At 74.5% G+C, this 15,128-nt stretch carries 12 protein-coding genes; 1 reads left to right on the forward strand and 11 read right to left on the reverse strand.

Annotated elements, in window-relative coordinates; all coding sequences use genetic code 11:
• From ABZ881_RS18925 to ABZ881_RS18965, 9 genes are all read right to left on the reverse strand, one after another.
• A partial coding sequence (locus ABZ881_RS18925) for an AAA family ATPase (RefSeq protein ID WP_358486431.1) occupies window positions 1-172 on the reverse strand: 172 nt, incomplete at its 3' end.
• 118 nt (window positions 173-290) lie between these two features.
• Complete coding sequence (locus tag ABZ881_RS18930) at window positions 291-2,714, reverse strand: xanthine dehydrogenase family protein molybdopterin-binding subunit (RefSeq protein ID WP_358486229.1); 2,424 nt, start codon at window positions 2,712-2,714, stop codon at window positions 291-293.
• Window positions 2,715-2,765: 51 nt separating this feature from the next.
• A complete protein-coding gene (locus tag ABZ881_RS18935) occupies window positions 2,766-3,272 on the reverse strand; it encodes a (2Fe-2S)-binding protein (protein WP_358486432.1) in 507 nt (168 codons plus the stop codon).
• 28 nt (window positions 3,273-3,300) lie between these two features.
• The gene (locus ABZ881_RS18940) at window positions 3,301-4,173 is read right to left on the reverse strand and encodes a xanthine dehydrogenase family protein subunit M (RefSeq protein WP_358486231.1); all 873 of its coding nucleotides are present in this window, start codon (window positions 4,171-4,173) and stop codon (window positions 3,301-3,303) included.
• 279 nt (window positions 4,174-4,452) lie between these two features.
• Window positions 4,453-4,932: a (2Fe-2S)-binding protein gene (locus ABZ881_RS18945; protein ID WP_358486233.1), complete on the reverse strand. Its 480-nt coding sequence runs from the start codon at window positions 4,930-4,932 to the stop codon at window positions 4,453-4,455.
• Window positions 4,929-5,825, reverse strand: coding sequence for an FAD binding domain-containing protein (locus ABZ881_RS18950; RefSeq protein ID WP_358486235.1), 897 nt, complete (start codon window positions 5,823-5,825; stop codon window positions 4,929-4,931). Before ABZ881_RS18950 ends, ABZ881_RS18945 begins: the two co-directional genes overlap by 4 nt.
• Window positions 5,822-8,113: a xanthine dehydrogenase family protein molybdopterin-binding subunit gene (locus tag ABZ881_RS18955; protein ID WP_358486237.1), complete on the reverse strand. Its 2,292-nt coding sequence runs from the start codon at window positions 8,111-8,113 to the stop codon at window positions 5,822-5,824. The genes ABZ881_RS18950 and ABZ881_RS18955 overlap by 4 nt, the downstream gene beginning before the upstream one ends.
• Window positions 8,110-9,693, reverse strand: a complete 1,584-nt coding sequence (locus tag ABZ881_RS18960) for a hydantoinase/oxoprolinase N-terminal domain-containing protein (RefSeq protein ID WP_358486238.1) — start codon at window positions 9,691-9,693, stop codon at window positions 8,110-8,112. The genes ABZ881_RS18955 and ABZ881_RS18960 overlap by 4 nt, the downstream gene beginning before the upstream one ends.
• Window positions 9,683-10,792 (reverse strand): DUF917 domain-containing protein, encoded by a 1,110-nt coding sequence (locus ABZ881_RS18965; protein WP_358486240.1) that lies wholly within the window; start codon window positions 10,790-10,792, stop codon window positions 9,683-9,685. Before ABZ881_RS18965 ends, ABZ881_RS18960 begins: the two co-directional genes overlap by 11 nt.
• A gap of 79 nt (window positions 10,793-10,871) precedes the next feature.
• On the opposite strand from ABZ881_RS18965, the gene ABZ881_RS18970 reads away from it, so the two are divergent.
• Window positions 10,872-12,341: a helix-turn-helix domain-containing protein gene (locus ABZ881_RS18970; protein WP_358486242.1), complete on the forward strand. Its 1,470-nt coding sequence runs from the start codon at window positions 10,872-10,874 to the stop codon at window positions 12,339-12,341.
• On the opposite strand, the gene ABZ881_RS18975 is transcribed toward ABZ881_RS18970, so the two are convergent.
• Entirely contained in the window at window positions 12,334-13,437 is a 1,104-nt protein-coding gene (locus tag ABZ881_RS18975) for a DUF917 domain-containing protein (protein WP_344021275.1), read from the reverse strand. The genes ABZ881_RS18970 and ABZ881_RS18975 overlap by 8 nt on opposite strands.
• A 57-nt stretch (window positions 13,438-13,494) precedes the next feature.
• Complete coding sequence (locus tag ABZ881_RS18980) at window positions 13,495-15,039, reverse strand: hydantoinase/oxoprolinase family protein (protein ID WP_358486244.1); 1,545 nt, start codon at window positions 15,037-15,039, stop codon at window positions 13,495-13,497.
• Between the last annotated feature and the right edge of the window lie 89 nt (window positions 15,040-15,128).

Here is a 15,128-nt window from a genome sequence, read left to right on the forward strand (position 1 = left end):
GGATCAGCGGGGCGCCGAGTACCTGGGCGAGTGCTTGTGCGAGTGCGGTCTTGCCGGTGCCCGGCTCGCCCTCGCAGAACAGCGGCCGGTTCATCCGCAGCGCCAGGAACGCGGCGCTGGCCAGGTCGTCGGCGGGGAGGTAGCCGGTGCCGGACAGCGCCTTAACCAGCACCTCCGGCGAGTCGAACCCGGTGCGGGACGGCTCGGCTGGGGACTCTGCCACGGGTGTGCCTCCTGGGCCCGGGCGCGGCCGGGGGGTCCCCGGTCGCGCCCGGCGGGTGGGAGCGGGATCAGGACTCGTCGGCGCCGATGGCACCGATCAGGCGCAGCACGTAGTCCGGCGCCAGCGGGAGCTCCCGGACCTTCGCCCCGAACGGGGCGAGCGCGTCGGCGACGGCGTTCGCCACCGCGGCCGGGGCGGCGATCTGGCCGCCCTCACCCATCCCCTTGATGCCGCCGATGCTGAACGGCGACGGTGAGCAGAGGCTCAGCACCTCGATCGGCGGGATGTCGGTGGAGGTCGGCACCAGGTAGTCCATGTACGTCGTCGTCTGCGGCTGGCCGTCGTCGCCGTAGACGAACTGCTCGAACAGCGCGCCGCCGACGCCCTGGGTGATCGCGCCGTGCACCTGCGCCTCGACGATCATCGGGTTGATCACGGTGCCGCAGTCCTCGATCGCGACGATCCGGTCGAGGGTGACCGAGCCGGTGCCCGCGTCGACCTCGCACAGCACCACGACGCAGCCGTTGGCGTAGGTCGCGGGCGGGTCGTAGAACCGGGTCGCGGTGAGCAGCGGCTCGTCCGACCGCACCTCGGAGTCCCAGTAGGCGGCGTAGGCGACCTCCGCCATCGTCTTCGACACCCCGGGGGCCCCGGTGACCGAGATGACCGAGTCGTCGATCGTGAGGTCCTCCGGGTTGGCCTCCAGCATGTTCGCGGCGACCTTGAGGATCTGCTCGCGCACGTCGGCGGCGGCCCGGGCGACGGTCGCGCCGCCGATCACCGCACTGCGGCTGGCGTAGGTGCCCAGCCCGTAGGGCGCCGACTCGGTGTCCCCGTAGATGACCTTGACGTCGCCGATCCCGACGCCGAGACCGTCGGCGGCGATCTGGGCGTAGGCGGTCTCGTGGCCCTGCCCGTGGCAGGACGTGCTCACCGCGACGGTGACGGTGCCGCTCGGGTCGACGGTGACCGTCGAGTTGTCGTGCGAGGGCAGCGGGGTACCCGCCTGCGCCGAGGAGTCGCTGCCCCACGCGGTCTGCTCGACGTAGGAGCTGATCCCGAGCCCGAGGTAGCGGCCCTGCTCGCGCAGCTCCGCCTGCCGGGCCCGGAACGCGGCGTAGTCGACCGTCTCGATCGCCAGGTCGAGGGACTCGTGGTAGCTGCCGCTGTCGTAGAGCTGCTCGGTGATCGAGCGGTACGGCAGCTCGTCGGCGTGCAGCATGTTGCGGTGCCGGATCTCGACCGGGTCGATGCCGAGGCCGCGGGCGATCTCATCGACCACGATCTCGCGGACGGTGTTCGCCGCCGTCCAGCCGACGCCTCGGTAGGCGGCGACCGGGCTCTTGTTGGTCAGCGACGCCGCGACCGTCTCGTCGTAGGCGTCGAGCCGGTACGGCCCGGGGAACGACTTGGCGGCCAGCGCCGGCTCGATCAGTGCGCTCTCGGTGTTGAAGGAGTAGCCACCGCCGTCGCCGACGAACTCGCCGCGGACCGCGAGCAGCTTCCCCTCGTTCGTGACGGCGACCTCGAGGGTGATGTGCTCCTCCTTGGCCTGGGTCGCGGCCAGCAGGTGCTCGTGCCGGTCCTCGATCCACTTGACCGGCCTGCCCAGGGCGACCGCGATGAAGGGGATCACGATCTCCTCGGGCGAGGTGCACATCTTCTGCCCGAACCCGCCGCCGACCTCGGGGGCGATCACCCGGACCCGGTGCTCGGGCAGGCCGAGCTGGCCGGCGATGATCGAGCGCAGGAAGTGCGGCATCTGGGTGGACGACCAGACCGTGAGCTGCTTGTCGTGCCGCTCGTAGTCGGCGAGCACGCCCCGGGTCTCCATCGGCGCGGCGCCGTAGCGGTTGTGGTGGAACGCGATCTCGAAGACGTGGTCGGCGGCGGCGAAGGCAGCGTCGCTGTCCCCGTGCCGCTCGGTCTGCCGGTAGATCTCGTTGGTGCCCAGGTCCTCGAACAGCAGGGCGGCACCCGGCGCGTTGGCGGCGGTGACGTTCGGGATCGGCGGGAGCACCTCGTACTCGACGGCCGCACCGAGCTCCTCGGCGGCGTCCTCGGCGGCGTAGCGGTCGGCCGCGACGACGACGGCGACCGCGTCGCCGACGAACCGGACCTTGTCGACGGCGATCACGTTCTGCGGGGTGCGCAGCAGGTGGTCCAGGGCGACGTGGTCGATCAGCGGGGGTACGTCGGCCAGGTCCTTGCCGGTGAACACCCACACCGAGGTACCGAGACCGGGCAGCACCGAGGTGTCCACCGAGACGATCCGGGCGTGCGGGTGCGGCGAGCGGACGTAGACGGCGTGCAGCATCCGGGGCCGGACCAGGTCGGCCACGTAGCGCGCGTTGCCGGTGAGGAACCGGGGGTCCTCGACCCGCTTGGTGCGCTTGCCGATCCACTTGTCGGTGCGGATCCGCAGGTGCTCGGCGGCGAGCCCGTTTCCGGCCGCGGGGGCAGCGGTGGGGGCGGGGAGAGTCTCGGTCATGGTGGGAGTTCCCTTCTGGAGGGGGCTGCTCGGGAGGGGCGAGACCCTGGGTCAGGACGCCCGGGCGCCGGGCTGCGCGGCCTTGGCCGACGCGGCGGCCGCCGAGACGGAGCGGACGATGTTGGTGTAGCCGGTGCAGCGGCAGAGATTGCCGTTGAGACCGACCCGGATCTCGTCGTCGGTCGGGTCCGGGTTCTCGGCGAGCATCGCGTGCGTCGTCATCACCATGCCCGCGGTGCAGAAGCCGCACTGCAGCCCGTGGTTGTCGGTGAACGCCTGCTGGACGTGGTCGAGCGTGCCCTCCTCGGCAAGGCCCTCGACGGTGGCGATCTCGGCACCCTCGGCCTGCACGGCGAAGACCAGGCAGGCCCGGACGGCGCTGCCGTCGAGCAGCACCGTGCACGCGCCGCAGACGCCGTGCTCGCAGCCGAGCTTGGTGCCGGTCAGCCCGACCTCCTCGCGCAGCACGTCGGCGAGGGTGCGCCGGGGTTCGACGAGCACGTCGTGCGTCTCGCCGTTGACGGTCAGTCCGATCGGGTGCTTGGGGTGGGTCGACATCATCGGTCGTCTCCTCGGGTTCGGTCGGTCAGCCGCGGGCGCGGTCGAGGGCGGTGCGGAGGCCGCGGGTCACCAGGACCCCCGCGACGTGCCGCCGGTAGGCGGCGCTGCCGTGGATGTCGCCGGTCGGGGTCAGCGCCGACGAGACGGCCGCACCGGCCGAGCGGAGCAGCTCCTCGTCGACGTCGGCCCGGGCGGTGCCGACGAGCAGCTGCTCGGCGTCGGCCATCCGCTGCGGGGTGCCACCGCCGCCGAACACGGTGACCCGCGCCTGCGCGACGGATCCGCCGGTGACCGCGACCAGGGTGACGACGCCGACGATCGCGAAGTCGCCGTGCCGGCGGGTGACCTCCTCGAACGACCAGCCCGCGCCCGGCTCGGGGCGGTCGAAGGTGACCGAGGTGGCGACCTCGTCGGCGGCCAGCGACGTCGTCAGGTAGGAGTCGAAGAAGTCGGCGGCGCCGATCGTGCGGGTGCCGCCGGGTCCCTGTGCGGTGACGGATCCGCCGAGGGTGGCGAACACGGCAGGCATCTCGGCGGCCGGATCGGCGTGGCACAGGCTGCCGACCACGGTGCCCCGGTTGCGGATCTGCGGGTGCCCGACGTGCCCGAGCGCGGCCGCCAGCATCGGGACCGCGGCCGTGACGTCCGGGGAGATCTCCACCGCGTGCTGGCGGGCGGTCGCTCCGACGGTGATCCCGGCCGGGCCGACCTCGACGGCGTCCAGACCGGGGATCCGGTTCAGGTCGACCAGGTCGGTCGGGTTGGCGAGCCGCAGGTTCATCATCGGGACCAGGCTCTGGCCCCCGCAGATGACCTTGGCGTCGGCCGCCGCCCCGAGGTGCCCGACGGCCTCCTCGACGGTCCGGCAGGAGTGGTAGGTGAACGTGGCGGGTTTCATCGGGTGTCCCCTCGGGAGCGGGTGCGTGAGCGGCGGCGAGGTGGTGGGGTCCGCGGTCCCGCTCGGCGGTGGCGCGGGACGGGCGGATCGAGATCGAGAACGTCACCGAGCGTAGGAGCGGGCCGGATCGGCATCTTTGGAATCCGTGCCGAAGGGATCGCCGAACTTGGCGGAGCTGCACAAGCGGCCGCAGCATGTCAATTCCGTGCTGCGTGATGTGAATGACATGTTACGAGCCGAGGTCGCGGGTCGATCCCGGAAGCGGCTCCGCAGATGCGGCTATCCGGCCGGGTTCCGGTTGCCCGCGGCGTCCAGCACCGCTTCGATGATCTTCTGGTAACCGGTGCACCGGCAGAGGTTCCCGGCCAGTGCCACCCGCACGTCGTCCTCGTCCGGTTCCGGGACCCGGTCGAGCAGCGCCGTCGCCGACACCACCATCCCCGGCGTGCAGAACCCGCACTGCACCCCGCCGGCCTCCAGCAGCGCCCGCTGGACCGGAGCGGGCGAGTCGGCAGTGCCGATGCCCTCCACCGTCGTCACCGCACGGCCGTCGGCCTGCACCGCGAGGTAGGAGCAGGCGTTCACCGGGTCGCCGTCGAGCAGCACCATGCAGGCCCCGCACTCGGAGTCGTCGCAGCCCTCCTTCGGCCCGGTGATCCCGAGCTCGGTACGGAGCACCGAGAGCAGGGTCCGGTGCGGATCGAGATCGAGCGCGGACCGGACCCCGTTGGCGGTCAGGACGACGGGGACGGGTGTCATGCGGTCCTCCCGGCAGGGATGTGGGGGGCGTTCCGGGCCCGCCCGGCGGCGGCGGTCAGCGCCCGCCCGACGAGCACGGCGACCATCGCGGCGCGGTACCCGGCGCCGGCGCGCACGTCGCTGATCGGCCGGACCGAGGCCCGGGCGGTGGCCCCGGCCAGTGCGAGGGCCACCGGATCGGGGTGCCGGCCGGCCAGCAGGTCCCCGATCCCGGGCACCAGCAGGCAGGTCGGCGCGACGGCGGTGAGCGCGACCGCGGCCGCGACGAACCGCCCGTCCGGATCGAGGGTGACCGCGGCGGCGGCCCCGACCACCGCGATCTCCATCGCCCGCCGGTGTTCGAGCCGGACGTAGGCGCTGCCCGAGCGCGGCGCCGGGGCGGGCACCGTCACCTCGGTCAGGAGCTCGTCGGGGGCGGCGGCGGTCCGGCCCGGGCCGGTCAGGAACCGCTCGACCGGCAGGGTCCGGTGCCCGCCCGCCCGGCGCAGCCCGATCCGGGCGCCGAGCACGAGCAGCGGCGATCCGGTGTCCATCGCCGGCGAGGCGTTCATCAGGTTGCCGCCCAGCGTCCCGGTGGCCCGGGTGGCGGGCGAGCCGACCAGCGCCGACGCGTCGGACAGCGCGGACCAGCGGTCCCGGACGGCCGGATCGGTGGTGAGCGTGGCGTGGCTGGTCCCGGCGCCGATCGTGAGACCGGCGTCGTCGGCGTACAGCCCGCGCAGCTCGTCGATCCGGTGCAGCGCGAGCAGCGACCCCGGCAGCGGCGCCTTCCCGCCGCGGGCCGCGACGACCAGGTCGGTGCCGCCCGCGACCGGGCGGGTGCCGGGCCGCTCGGCGAGCAGGTCGAGTGCCTCGGCGAGGGTGCCGGGGGCGGCGTAGCTGCGGTGGTTCACGACCGGCCCCCGTCGGCCGGATCGTGCAGCGCCGTCCAGACCCGTTCCGCCGTCATCGGCAGCGCCCGCACCCGGCGGCCGGTGGCCACGGCGATCGCGTTGCCGATCGCGGCGGTGGTGCCGACCACGGTGGGCTCGCCGACCGCCTTCGCGCCGTACGGCCCGCCCTGGTCGACCGGGTCGTCGAGGAACTCGCTGACGATCCGGGGCGCGTCGGCGGCGGTGACCAGCTTGTAGCCGAGCAGGCCCGGGTTGAGCTGATGCCCGTCGGCGTACCGGCTGCCCTCCAGCAGTGCCATCCCCATCGCCTGGACCACCCCGCCCTCGACCTGCCCCTCGGCGCCGACCGGGTTGAGCACCCGGCCGAACTCGTGCACCGCGACGACCTCGCCGACCGTGGCGACCCCGGTGTCCGGGTCGACCCGCACCCGGGCGACGTCGCAGAAGAACGACGGCGCCGCGAAGGCCGCGTAGCCGAGCCGCCCGCCGCAGCCGCTGACGTCGTGCTCGGGCAGCGGCGGCGGGGTGCCGGAGCCGCTGGCGATCAGCTGCGTCGAGGCGGCGAACTCGGCGATCGGGACGGACCGCTCCGGGACGCCGCGGACCCGGACGGTGCCGCCGGCGAGCTCCAGGTCGGCGCGGTCGATCTCCAGCCGGGCGGCCGCCAGGTCGAGCAGCCGGTCCCGGATCACCCGGGCCGCCTCGACCACCGCCCGGCCGTTGTTGAAGGTGGTCTGGCTGCCGGCGCTGCCGATGTCGAACGGCCCGCAGCCGGTGTCCTGGTACTGCACCGAGAAGGCACCGGGCGCCATCCCCAGCTCCTGCGCGGCGAGCAGCGGGAGCCCCATCACCGAGCCGCTGCCGTTCTCCTGCGCGCCGGTGACGATCGTGCCGGTGCCGTCCGGGTTGATCCGCAGGTGGGCGCCGGAGGGCACGGACAGGCTGAACCACCAGCCGACGGCGATGCCGAGACCCTCGTGCGGGCCGGGCTCCGGGCCGCGCGCGGCCAGCTCGACCGCCCGGTCCAGGCACTCGACGGCACTGGCGCTGACGAACCACTGCCCGGTCTGCCCGGTGTCGCCGGCCCGAACCAGGTTCCGGCGCCGGAACTCGACCGGATCGAGCCCGGCCAGCGCGGCCAGCTCGTCGGTGTGCTGCTCGACCGCCCAGCAGGTCTGCGGCCCGCCGGGGGCGCGGACGCTGCCCGCCGGGGTCCGGTTCGTGTAGACGGTGTGCACCTCGGCGTGCAGGTGCGGGATCCGGTAGGGGCCGGCGACCATCATCAGTCCGATCTCGGTCGCGAACAGCGCGTCGCCGCAGTAGGCGCCGGAGTCGAGCACCAGCCGGGCCCGGCGGGCGGTGATCGTGCCGTCGCGGCGCAGGCCGGTCGTCAGCCGGATCCGGGTGGCGTGCCGGACCTTGTCGGTGGCCAGGAACTCCTCGCGCCGGCTGAACACCAGCCGGACCGGCCGCCGGGTGGCCCTGGCGAGCAGCGCGACGTGCGCCTCGAAGTGGAAGTCGCACTTGCCGCCGAACCCGCCGCCCAGGTGCGGGACGACGATCCGGACGTCGCTCAGCGGCAGCTGGAGGGTCTCGGCGACCCCGGCCCTGGCCGGGAACGGGACCTGGCTGGTGCTCCAGATCGTGACCGTCGTGCCCTGCCACTGGGCCACGACGGCGTGCGGCTCGATCGGGACGGCGTGCACCATGTCGCTGGTGTAGGTCTCGGTGAGGGTCAGGTCGGCCTCGGCGAAGCCGGCGGCGACGTCGCCCTTGACCGAGGTCATGTGTCCGCAGTCGTTGTGACCGCGCTGCACGCCGGACTGGGTCCCGTAGCCGGCCCAGCCCGCGTGCACCGGTGCCGAGTCCGGGTCCAGCGCCGCCTCCGGATCGAGGATCGGGGGCAGGTCCTGGTAGACCACCTGCACGGCGGCGACGGCCGCGGCGGCGTGCTCGGCGGTGTCGGCGGCGACGGCCGCGACGATCTCCGCCTCGAACCGCACCACGTCGGTCGCGAACAGCGTGCGGTCCTTCACGAACATCCCGTAGCGGACCGGCGGGGCGTCCGCCGCGGTGAGCACGGCGTGCACCCCGGGCAGCCGGGACGCCGCGGTGGTGTCGATCGAGACGATCCGGGCGTGCGGCCGGCCGGCGTAGACGAACGCGGCGTGCAGCAGGCCGGTGAACGACAGGTCCGCGGTGTAGCGGGCCTCGCCGCTCACCTTCTCCGGCCCGTCCCGCCGGACGAACCGGCTGCCGAGCACGGTGGGCGGGACGGTCGCGGTCATCGTGGGCTCCTTGCCGGGGAACGGGACGGGACACCCGGCCTGCCGGACGGCGGCCCGGGCATGCGCGGTGGGACGAGCGGCGGCCCGACGGCCCGCACGCGGACCCGGACGGCCGGGTCGCGCAGGTAGGACAGCGGGATCTCCTCGACGCCCGCCACCCGGACGCGCTCCGGCCAGGCGCCGGCCTGCACGGCGTGGTCGACGGCCTCGGCGGACAGCTCCTCGACGGCCCGGCGGAGCAGGTCCGGGCGGCCGCCGCAGATCCGCTCGGCGGTGCCGCCGACCGGGGCGACCGCCGCACCGACCGCGTTGGCGACCTCGCCGTGCGGCGGCCGTACGACGCGGCCGATCCCGGGCAGCCGGTCCGGCGCGATCCCGCCGCCGCCGCCCACGACGAGCACCGGCAGCCCGTGCGCGCCGAGCCCGATCCGGTCCACCGCCTCGGCGAGCAGCTGGTCGTACCGGGCGAGGCGGCGGGCCAGCCCGGCCCGGTCGGACTCGGGCACGCCGACACCGCCCGCGGTCGTCCGCCCGTCGGCGACGGCCGCGTCGGTGAGGGTCGCGAGCGGGCCGCCGTTGCACCGGGCGTCGCGCAGCGATCCGCCGCCGAGCGGGAGCACGACCAGATCGGGCAACCGCAGGTTGGTCACCACCCCGCCGATCGTGTACGGCGAGGTGGACTCGTCGGGGAAGCCGTCGACGAGCCGGCCGACGGTGGTCCGCGAACCGCCCACGTCGACGACGACGGCGTCGGCCAGGCCGCTGCCGTGCGCGCCGCCGCGCATGCTGTTCGCCGGTCCGCTGCCGATCGCGAGGATCGGGAAGCGGGTCGCGTGGCCGAGCGCGCGCAGCGTCCCGTCGCGCTGGGTCAGGAAGCACTCGGCGTCCATCCCGTGCCGCCGGACGACGGCACGCAGCGCCGAGGCGGTGTGCTCCACCCCGCCGGAGAGGGCGGCGTTCAGCACGGTGGCGTTCTCCCGCTCGAGCAGGCCCATCGAGCCGATCTCGTGGCTGGCCGACACGGTGACCGGGCCCAGCCGGTCGGCCAGGATCCGGGCGGCCCGCAGCTCGTCGGCCGGATCGACCGGGGAGAACACGGCGGTGACCGCGACGGCGTCCGCGCGGCCGGCGACGGCGTCGGCGAACCGGGCCACCGCCCGCTCGTCGAGCGGGGCGATCCGGGTGCCGTCGAGCTCACAGCCGCCGGCGACGATCGCGGTACCGGCGTCGACCATCGAGCGCAGCCCGGCCGGCCAGGTCGCCATCGGCGGGATCGCCCCGCTCAGCGGCGCCCCGATCCGCAGCACCGCGACCCGGCGCAGATCGGCCCCGGCGTCCACCGAGTCCTGGCTGCGGTCGGTGCCCAGGCTGATCGCGCAGACCGCCGCGGGATCGACGGTGCCCCGGACCAGCAGCGACGACACCGCGGTGTCGATGCACTCGGCGAGATCGGCGACGGCGGGCACCTTGGCCCGGGCGGTGACCGAACCGTCGGCGTCGACGAGCACGGTGTCGGTGTTGGTGGACCCGACGTCGATCCCCATCCGCAGACCGGTCGCACCGCTGCGTTCAGGAGTCACGTCCGGCTCCCGTCGCCACCGGCCGGGCGGAGCCGGGCACCGGTGCCAGGTCGTAGCCGAACAGCCGGGGCCCGACCACGTCGAGACCGGCCGGGGTCCACCAGACATCCGGGGTGGGGATCGCGACCACGCCGACCCGGCGTCCGTACTCCAGGCGCTCGGTCCCGATCGGGCGGCCGTCCTCCAGCGCGAGCACCGCGATCACGTCCGGCACGGTCGCCACGACCTCGCCGTCCTCCAGCGCGAGCAGCACCTCGTTCTGCAGCTCCAGGCGCAGCCGCCGGGTGTCGGTGGTGCCGCTGTCGACGACCGCGTGGCCGCGGGTGAACCCGGCGCCGCTGCTGCGTTCCAGCTCCACGATGCGTCCCTCGGCCAGCACCCGGCCGCCGGTCAGCTCGGCGAGCGCGGACGGCCAGCCGTCCCGGCAGCGCTGCATGGCGGTGCCGACCTGCAGCGCCCGGGACACCGAGCCCGGGATCACCGCGGAGCGGGCGACCGGCCCGGTCATCACGTAGAGCGCACCGGCGCACACCCCGCCGAGCGCGGCCGTGCAGCCGCGGGCGAGCCGCTCCGCGTCGGTGTTGTTCGCGGTGTGCAGGACGATGTCGTTGCCCCGCCCGTCGGTCAGGACCAGCGGCCCGGCCGGCACACCGGCCACGTGCATCGCCTGCTGCTGCATCTCCGGGAAGGCCCGGCCCATCCCGTCCGCGTCGAGCAACGGCAGCCCGAGCAGCGCCGCCCAGGAGACCGGGAGCAGGCCGTTCGCCCCGGCGATCTCGTAGCACATGACGGTGTCGACGGGCCGGTCGTGCAGCGCGGCGACGGCATCCGCCAGCTGCCTGCCCTCCTGGCCGCTCCAGATCCGCTCGTGCGCGATCGTCGGCGACCCGATCAGCCCGCACGGCATCACCAGCGTGTCCGGACCGAGCCCGTCGGGTGGCAGAACCGGGACCGGCCCCGACTCCGCGATCGCCAGGCGTGCCATCGCCAGCCCGACCGGGGTGTCCCCACCGCCGCCGGCACCCAGCACGGCACAGCCCAGCGCGTAGGCCTCGATGTTCTGGTCGCTGAGCTGCACGTCGAGAACGTAACAGCGCATTTTCCGCTCGCTATGTGCACGTTGCACGAGATTTGGCATTCTTTCGGCACTTCTGACGATCGGAGATGCCGTGCCCCCGTTGAGCGAGGTTCTGCGTGCACCCGGCCTCGCCCTGGAGCCGATCGGCGAGCAGCTGCCGGACGTCGACGTCACCTGCGTGGCGCTCGCCGAGGACCTCGAGGATCTGGGCCGCGCCCCGGCGGGCTCCGCGGTGGTCCTCGGCCGCGGCGCGCACGCCGCCGTCGGAACGTACCGGTTCGACGTCGCGCTGCGGGCCGCCGCGGGGCGCGGGGTCGCGGCCGTCGTGCTCTCCGATCCGGCCGTCGCGCCGACCACGACCTCGGTCGCCGCGGCCCGGCGGCACGGGATCGCACTGCTGCGCGACGTGAACGCCGGCGGGATCGTCCCGCTGCTCTGCGAGCTCGACGCCGCGTTGCGCGGTCCCGCCGAGCTGGCGCTGCGGCGGGCGCTGCTGACCGTGCAGCGGCTCGCCGGCCGCCGGGGCACCGCGGCCGCCGACCTGGTGGCCGACGTCGCGCGGATCACCGACTCGGAGATCGAGCTGACCGACCGTCCGGACGGCGGGCAGGCGTTCCCGGTCGGGATGGACGACGAGGCGACCGAGTGGGTCGTCGTCCGGGCCGCCACCGGCGCGGAACGGCCCGAGCTGCCGCTGATCGGCCGGCTGCTCGCCGACGCGCTCGGACTCGCGCACCTCGCCGAGCGGCGGGCCCGCGACCTGCCGATCCGGTCCCGCGCCGAGCTGCTCTCCGAGCTGCTCGACAGCTCGCCCCGTGGCCGGTCGGAGCTGCTGGGCCGGGCCAGGGCGATGGGGCTGCCGATCGACGGCTGGCATCTCGTCGCCCGGTTCGAGCTGGAGGAGGCCGAGCGCCCCGAGCCGGACGAGGTGGCCGCGTTCGCCGCCCGCGAGGAGCTCGCCCGGATCCTGCTCGACGGCGTCCGCAGCAGCGGGACCTGGCACTTCGCCCGCTCCGAGCGGGGACTGCTGCTCATCCAGATGTCGCGCAGCGATCCCGGGTCGACCGCCGCCGCCGACACGGTGCGCGCCGTGCAGCGGGCGGTCGACATCGCCGTCGCCGCGTTCCCCCGGCTGGAGCTGTACTGCGGGATCGGGACCGCGCAGGGCGGGCCGACCGGGCTGATCACCTCGGCGGCCGAGGCCCGGGCGGCGGCCGGTGCGATGCGCGCCAGGGGGCGCTCCAACACCGCGACCGCGTTCGACGGGCTCGGCCTGCGCCGCACCCTGGTCGAGTGGTACGCCTCGCACACCGCCCGCTCGGCCGTCGACGCGGTGCTGGCCCCGCTGGACCGGATGGGCGGCGCCAAGGCCGAGGCCGCCATCCGGACCCTGCGCGCCTACCTCGACAACCACGGATCGCTCTCCCGCGCCGCCGACGAGCTGCACCTGCACCGCAACTCGGTCGCCTACCGGGTCGACCGGATCTTCGCCGAGCTCGACGTCGACCTGGAGAACCCGGACGACTGGCTGCTGCTGCAGCTGGCCTGCCGCGCCCGCTCGCTCACCTGATCCGGACCAGTTCCTCGACCGGCGTCCAGTCGGCGTCCAGGCCGAACGCCCGTGGCCCGAAGACCGCCAGCGCCTCCGGGGTCCGCATGATCTCGGGCGTGCCGATCACGAAGATCCGCACCCGCTGCCCGTAGCGCAGCGCCTCGGTGGTGATCGGGAACGCGGTCTCGGCGTCGAGCACCGTGATCAGGTCCGGGGCGACGGCGAGGAGCCGTCCGCCCTCGCGGGCCATCAGGTGCTCGTTCTGGAAGGTGAGCTCCACCGTGCGGCCGCCGTCGAAGGTCGCGATCCGCGCCGAGCCGCGGACGAACCCGTCCGCGCTGCGCCGCTCGACGTCGACGACCTTGCCCTCCAGCAGGCTGTGCCCGAAGCGGTAGATCGTCGTCGCCAGGCAGCCGGCGAGCGCCTCGAACGGGTCCCGGTGCTCGTCGTGCGCCAGCCGGATGACCCGGCCCAGGGCCAGCGCCAGGCTCGACGTCCCGGGGATGGCGGTGCGCTTCACCTGTGCACCGGTCATCGGGTACTCGGCGATGTAGGCGACCCCGCCCATCCGGACGGTCACCGCACGGGCGTACCACTCCATGCTGTGGTTGTCCGGCCCGGTGTCGAGCAGCGCGGTGTGACCGCGCTCGTTGCAGATCGCGATCGGCGACCCGGAGACCCCGTACACCCCGAAGGTCTCCATCTGCAGCTCGGGGAAGGCGCGGCCCATCCCGTCGCCGTCGACCATCGGCAGCCCGGTCCGGGCCGCCACCAGCAGCGGGATCATCGAGTTGAGGCCGCCGCACTCCATCGGGATGATCGCGTCCGCGGCGCGGCCGAGATGGCGCTCCAGACTGCGCAGCGCCTGTACCGGCTCGTCGCCGCCGGGGATCTTCTCGATGACGACGGTCGGGGCGCCCATGAAGGCGCTCGCCACGACGAGCGCGTCGTCGTCGACCTCGTCCGGGTCGAGCAGCGTGATGGTGGCGCCGCGTTCGAGCTCGGCGCGCACCAGCAGCAGCCCGATGTAGGGATCGCCGCCGCCGCCCGCGCCGAGCAGCGCGGCGCCGCGGGCGAGGTCGGGGAGGTCGTCGATCGGCAGTTCACGGGGCACGGGCGTCTCCGGGATCGGGGTGGGTGTGGGGGTCCGGCAGCTCGGCAGCTCGGCGGCTCAGCCGGTCAGCACGAGATCGCCCGCTGCCTTGACCCGGATCCGGGTGGCGTTGCCGGGCAGGTAGGCGAGCGGGACCTCATCGACGTCGACGATCTGCACGCTGCCCGGTGCGGCCCCGGCGGCGACGGCCTTGCCGACCGCCTCCTGCTTGGCCTCGTCGAGCAGCCGTTGCCGCTGGCCGGGGCCGACCGAGCACATCCGATCGACCTCGCCGCCGATCTGGGCGGTCGCGGCGCCGATCGCGTTGGCGGTGGCGTGGTGCTCGGGTCGGTGCACCCGGCCCACGCCGGCAAGTGTGTCGGGCACGAGGATGCTGCCGCCGCCGACGGCGACCACCGTGGTCGTCGCGCCGGAGGTCCGGACCCGGTCGACGGCGGCGCCGATCGACTCGCCGATCCGCTCGCGCACCACGGCGACCAGCTCCGGATCCAGCCCGCGGACCAGCCGGGCGTCGCCGATGTCCGCCATCCCGGCGGCGACCGCCACGTCGGTGCAGGTCAGCGTGTCACCGCCGAACACGAGCGCCTCCCGGGTCAGCCGGTAGCCGACGCTGTCCGGGCCGATCCGCAGCGGATCGGTGCGCACCCGGCTCCCGCCGCCCAGGCCGATCGACAGCACGTCGGGCATCCGGAAGTTGGTGCGGATCCCGGCGACGCTGATCTCGGTGCCCGCCTCGTGCGGGAACCCGTTGCGCAGCATGCCGACGTCGGTGGTGGTGCCGCCGACGTCGACCACCGCGCAGTCGCCCGAGCCGGACAGGAACGCCGCCCCGCGCATCGAGTTGGTCGGGCCGGAGGCGAACGTGGACACCGGGAACCGGCGGGCGTGCTCGACGTCCATCAGGGTGCCGTCGTTCTGGCTGAGGTACAGCGGGGCGTCGATGCCGGCGGCCGCCACGGTCGCGCCGAGGCCCGCGCAGATCCGGACCGCGAGCTCGCCGAGCGCCGCGTTGACGACGGTCGCGTTCTCCCGTTCCAGCAGGCCCATCCGGCCGATCAGGTGCGACAGGCTGATCGTGACGCCGGGCAGCAGCGCGCCGAGGATCTCCGCGGCCTCGATCTCGAACTCCGCGTTGACCGGCGAGTACACCGACGACACGGCGACGGCGCGCAGCCCGCGGCGGCGGATGTCCTCGGCGGCGCGTTCCAGCTCGTCGCGGCGCAGCGGGGAGATGGTCCGGCCGTCGATCTCGTGCCCGCCGTGGCACAGGTAGCTGCGCCCGCGCACCGCCCGGACCAGCCGCTCGGGCCAGCCCGACATCGGCGGCAGCGCCCGGGTGGCGGGCAGGCCGAGCCGCACCGCCGCCGTCGGGGCGAGATCGCGGCCCTCGACGAGCGCGTTGACGAAGTGCGTCGTCCCGATCATGACGCCCTGCACCGAGGCGGGATCGTGTCCCGCGGCGGCCCGCAGGGCGGCCAGCGCGTCGGCGATACCGGACGTCACGTCCTCGGTGGTCGCGGTCTTCGTCTCCGCGAGCACGGTCCGCCCGTCGATGAGTGCGGCGTCGGTGTTGGTCCCACCCACGTCGATGCCGATGCGCATGGCCCCTCCGTTGTCGTGCCGGACGCGCTCCGGATCCGGGTGCGCCGGGCTCCGACGCTAGAGAGCGGGGCGGGGCCACTCCTGTGCGT

Origin of the sequence: Pseudonocardia sp. NPDC046786, assembly GCF_040645415.1 — a bacterium.
Lineage (GTDB): Bacteria > Actinomycetota > Actinomycetes > Mycobacteriales > Pseudonocardiaceae > Pseudonocardia > Pseudonocardia kongjuensis.

Excerpts from the sequence above, each read along its gene's own strand:
- ABZ881_RS18930 (WP_358486229.1), bottom strand. The coding sequence starts at position 2,714 with ATGACCGAGACTCTCCCCGCCCCCACCGCTGCCCCCGCGGCCGGAAAC.
- ABZ881_RS18935 (WP_358486432.1), bottom strand. The coding sequence starts at position 3,272 with ATGTCGACCCACCCCAAGCACCCGATCGGACTGACCGTCAACGGCGAG.
- ABZ881_RS18940 (WP_358486231.1), bottom strand. The coding sequence starts at position 4,173 with ATGAAACCCGCCACGTTCACCTACCACTCCTGCCGGACCGTCGAGGAG.
- ABZ881_RS18945 (WP_358486233.1), bottom strand. The coding sequence starts at position 4,932 with ATGACACCCGTCCCCGTCGTCCTGACCGCCAACGGGGTCCGGTCCGCG.
- ABZ881_RS18955 (WP_358486237.1), bottom strand. The coding sequence starts at position 8,113 with ATGACCGCGACCGTCCCGCCCACCGTGCTCGGCAGCCGGTTCGTCCGG.
- ABZ881_RS18965 (WP_358486240.1), bottom strand. The coding sequence starts at position 10,792 with ATGCGCTGTTACGTTCTCGACGTGCAGCTCAGCGACCAGAACATCGAG.
- ABZ881_RS18980 (WP_358486244.1), bottom strand. The coding sequence starts at position 15,039 with ATGCGCATCGGCATCGACGTGGGTGGGACCAACACCGACGCCGCACTC.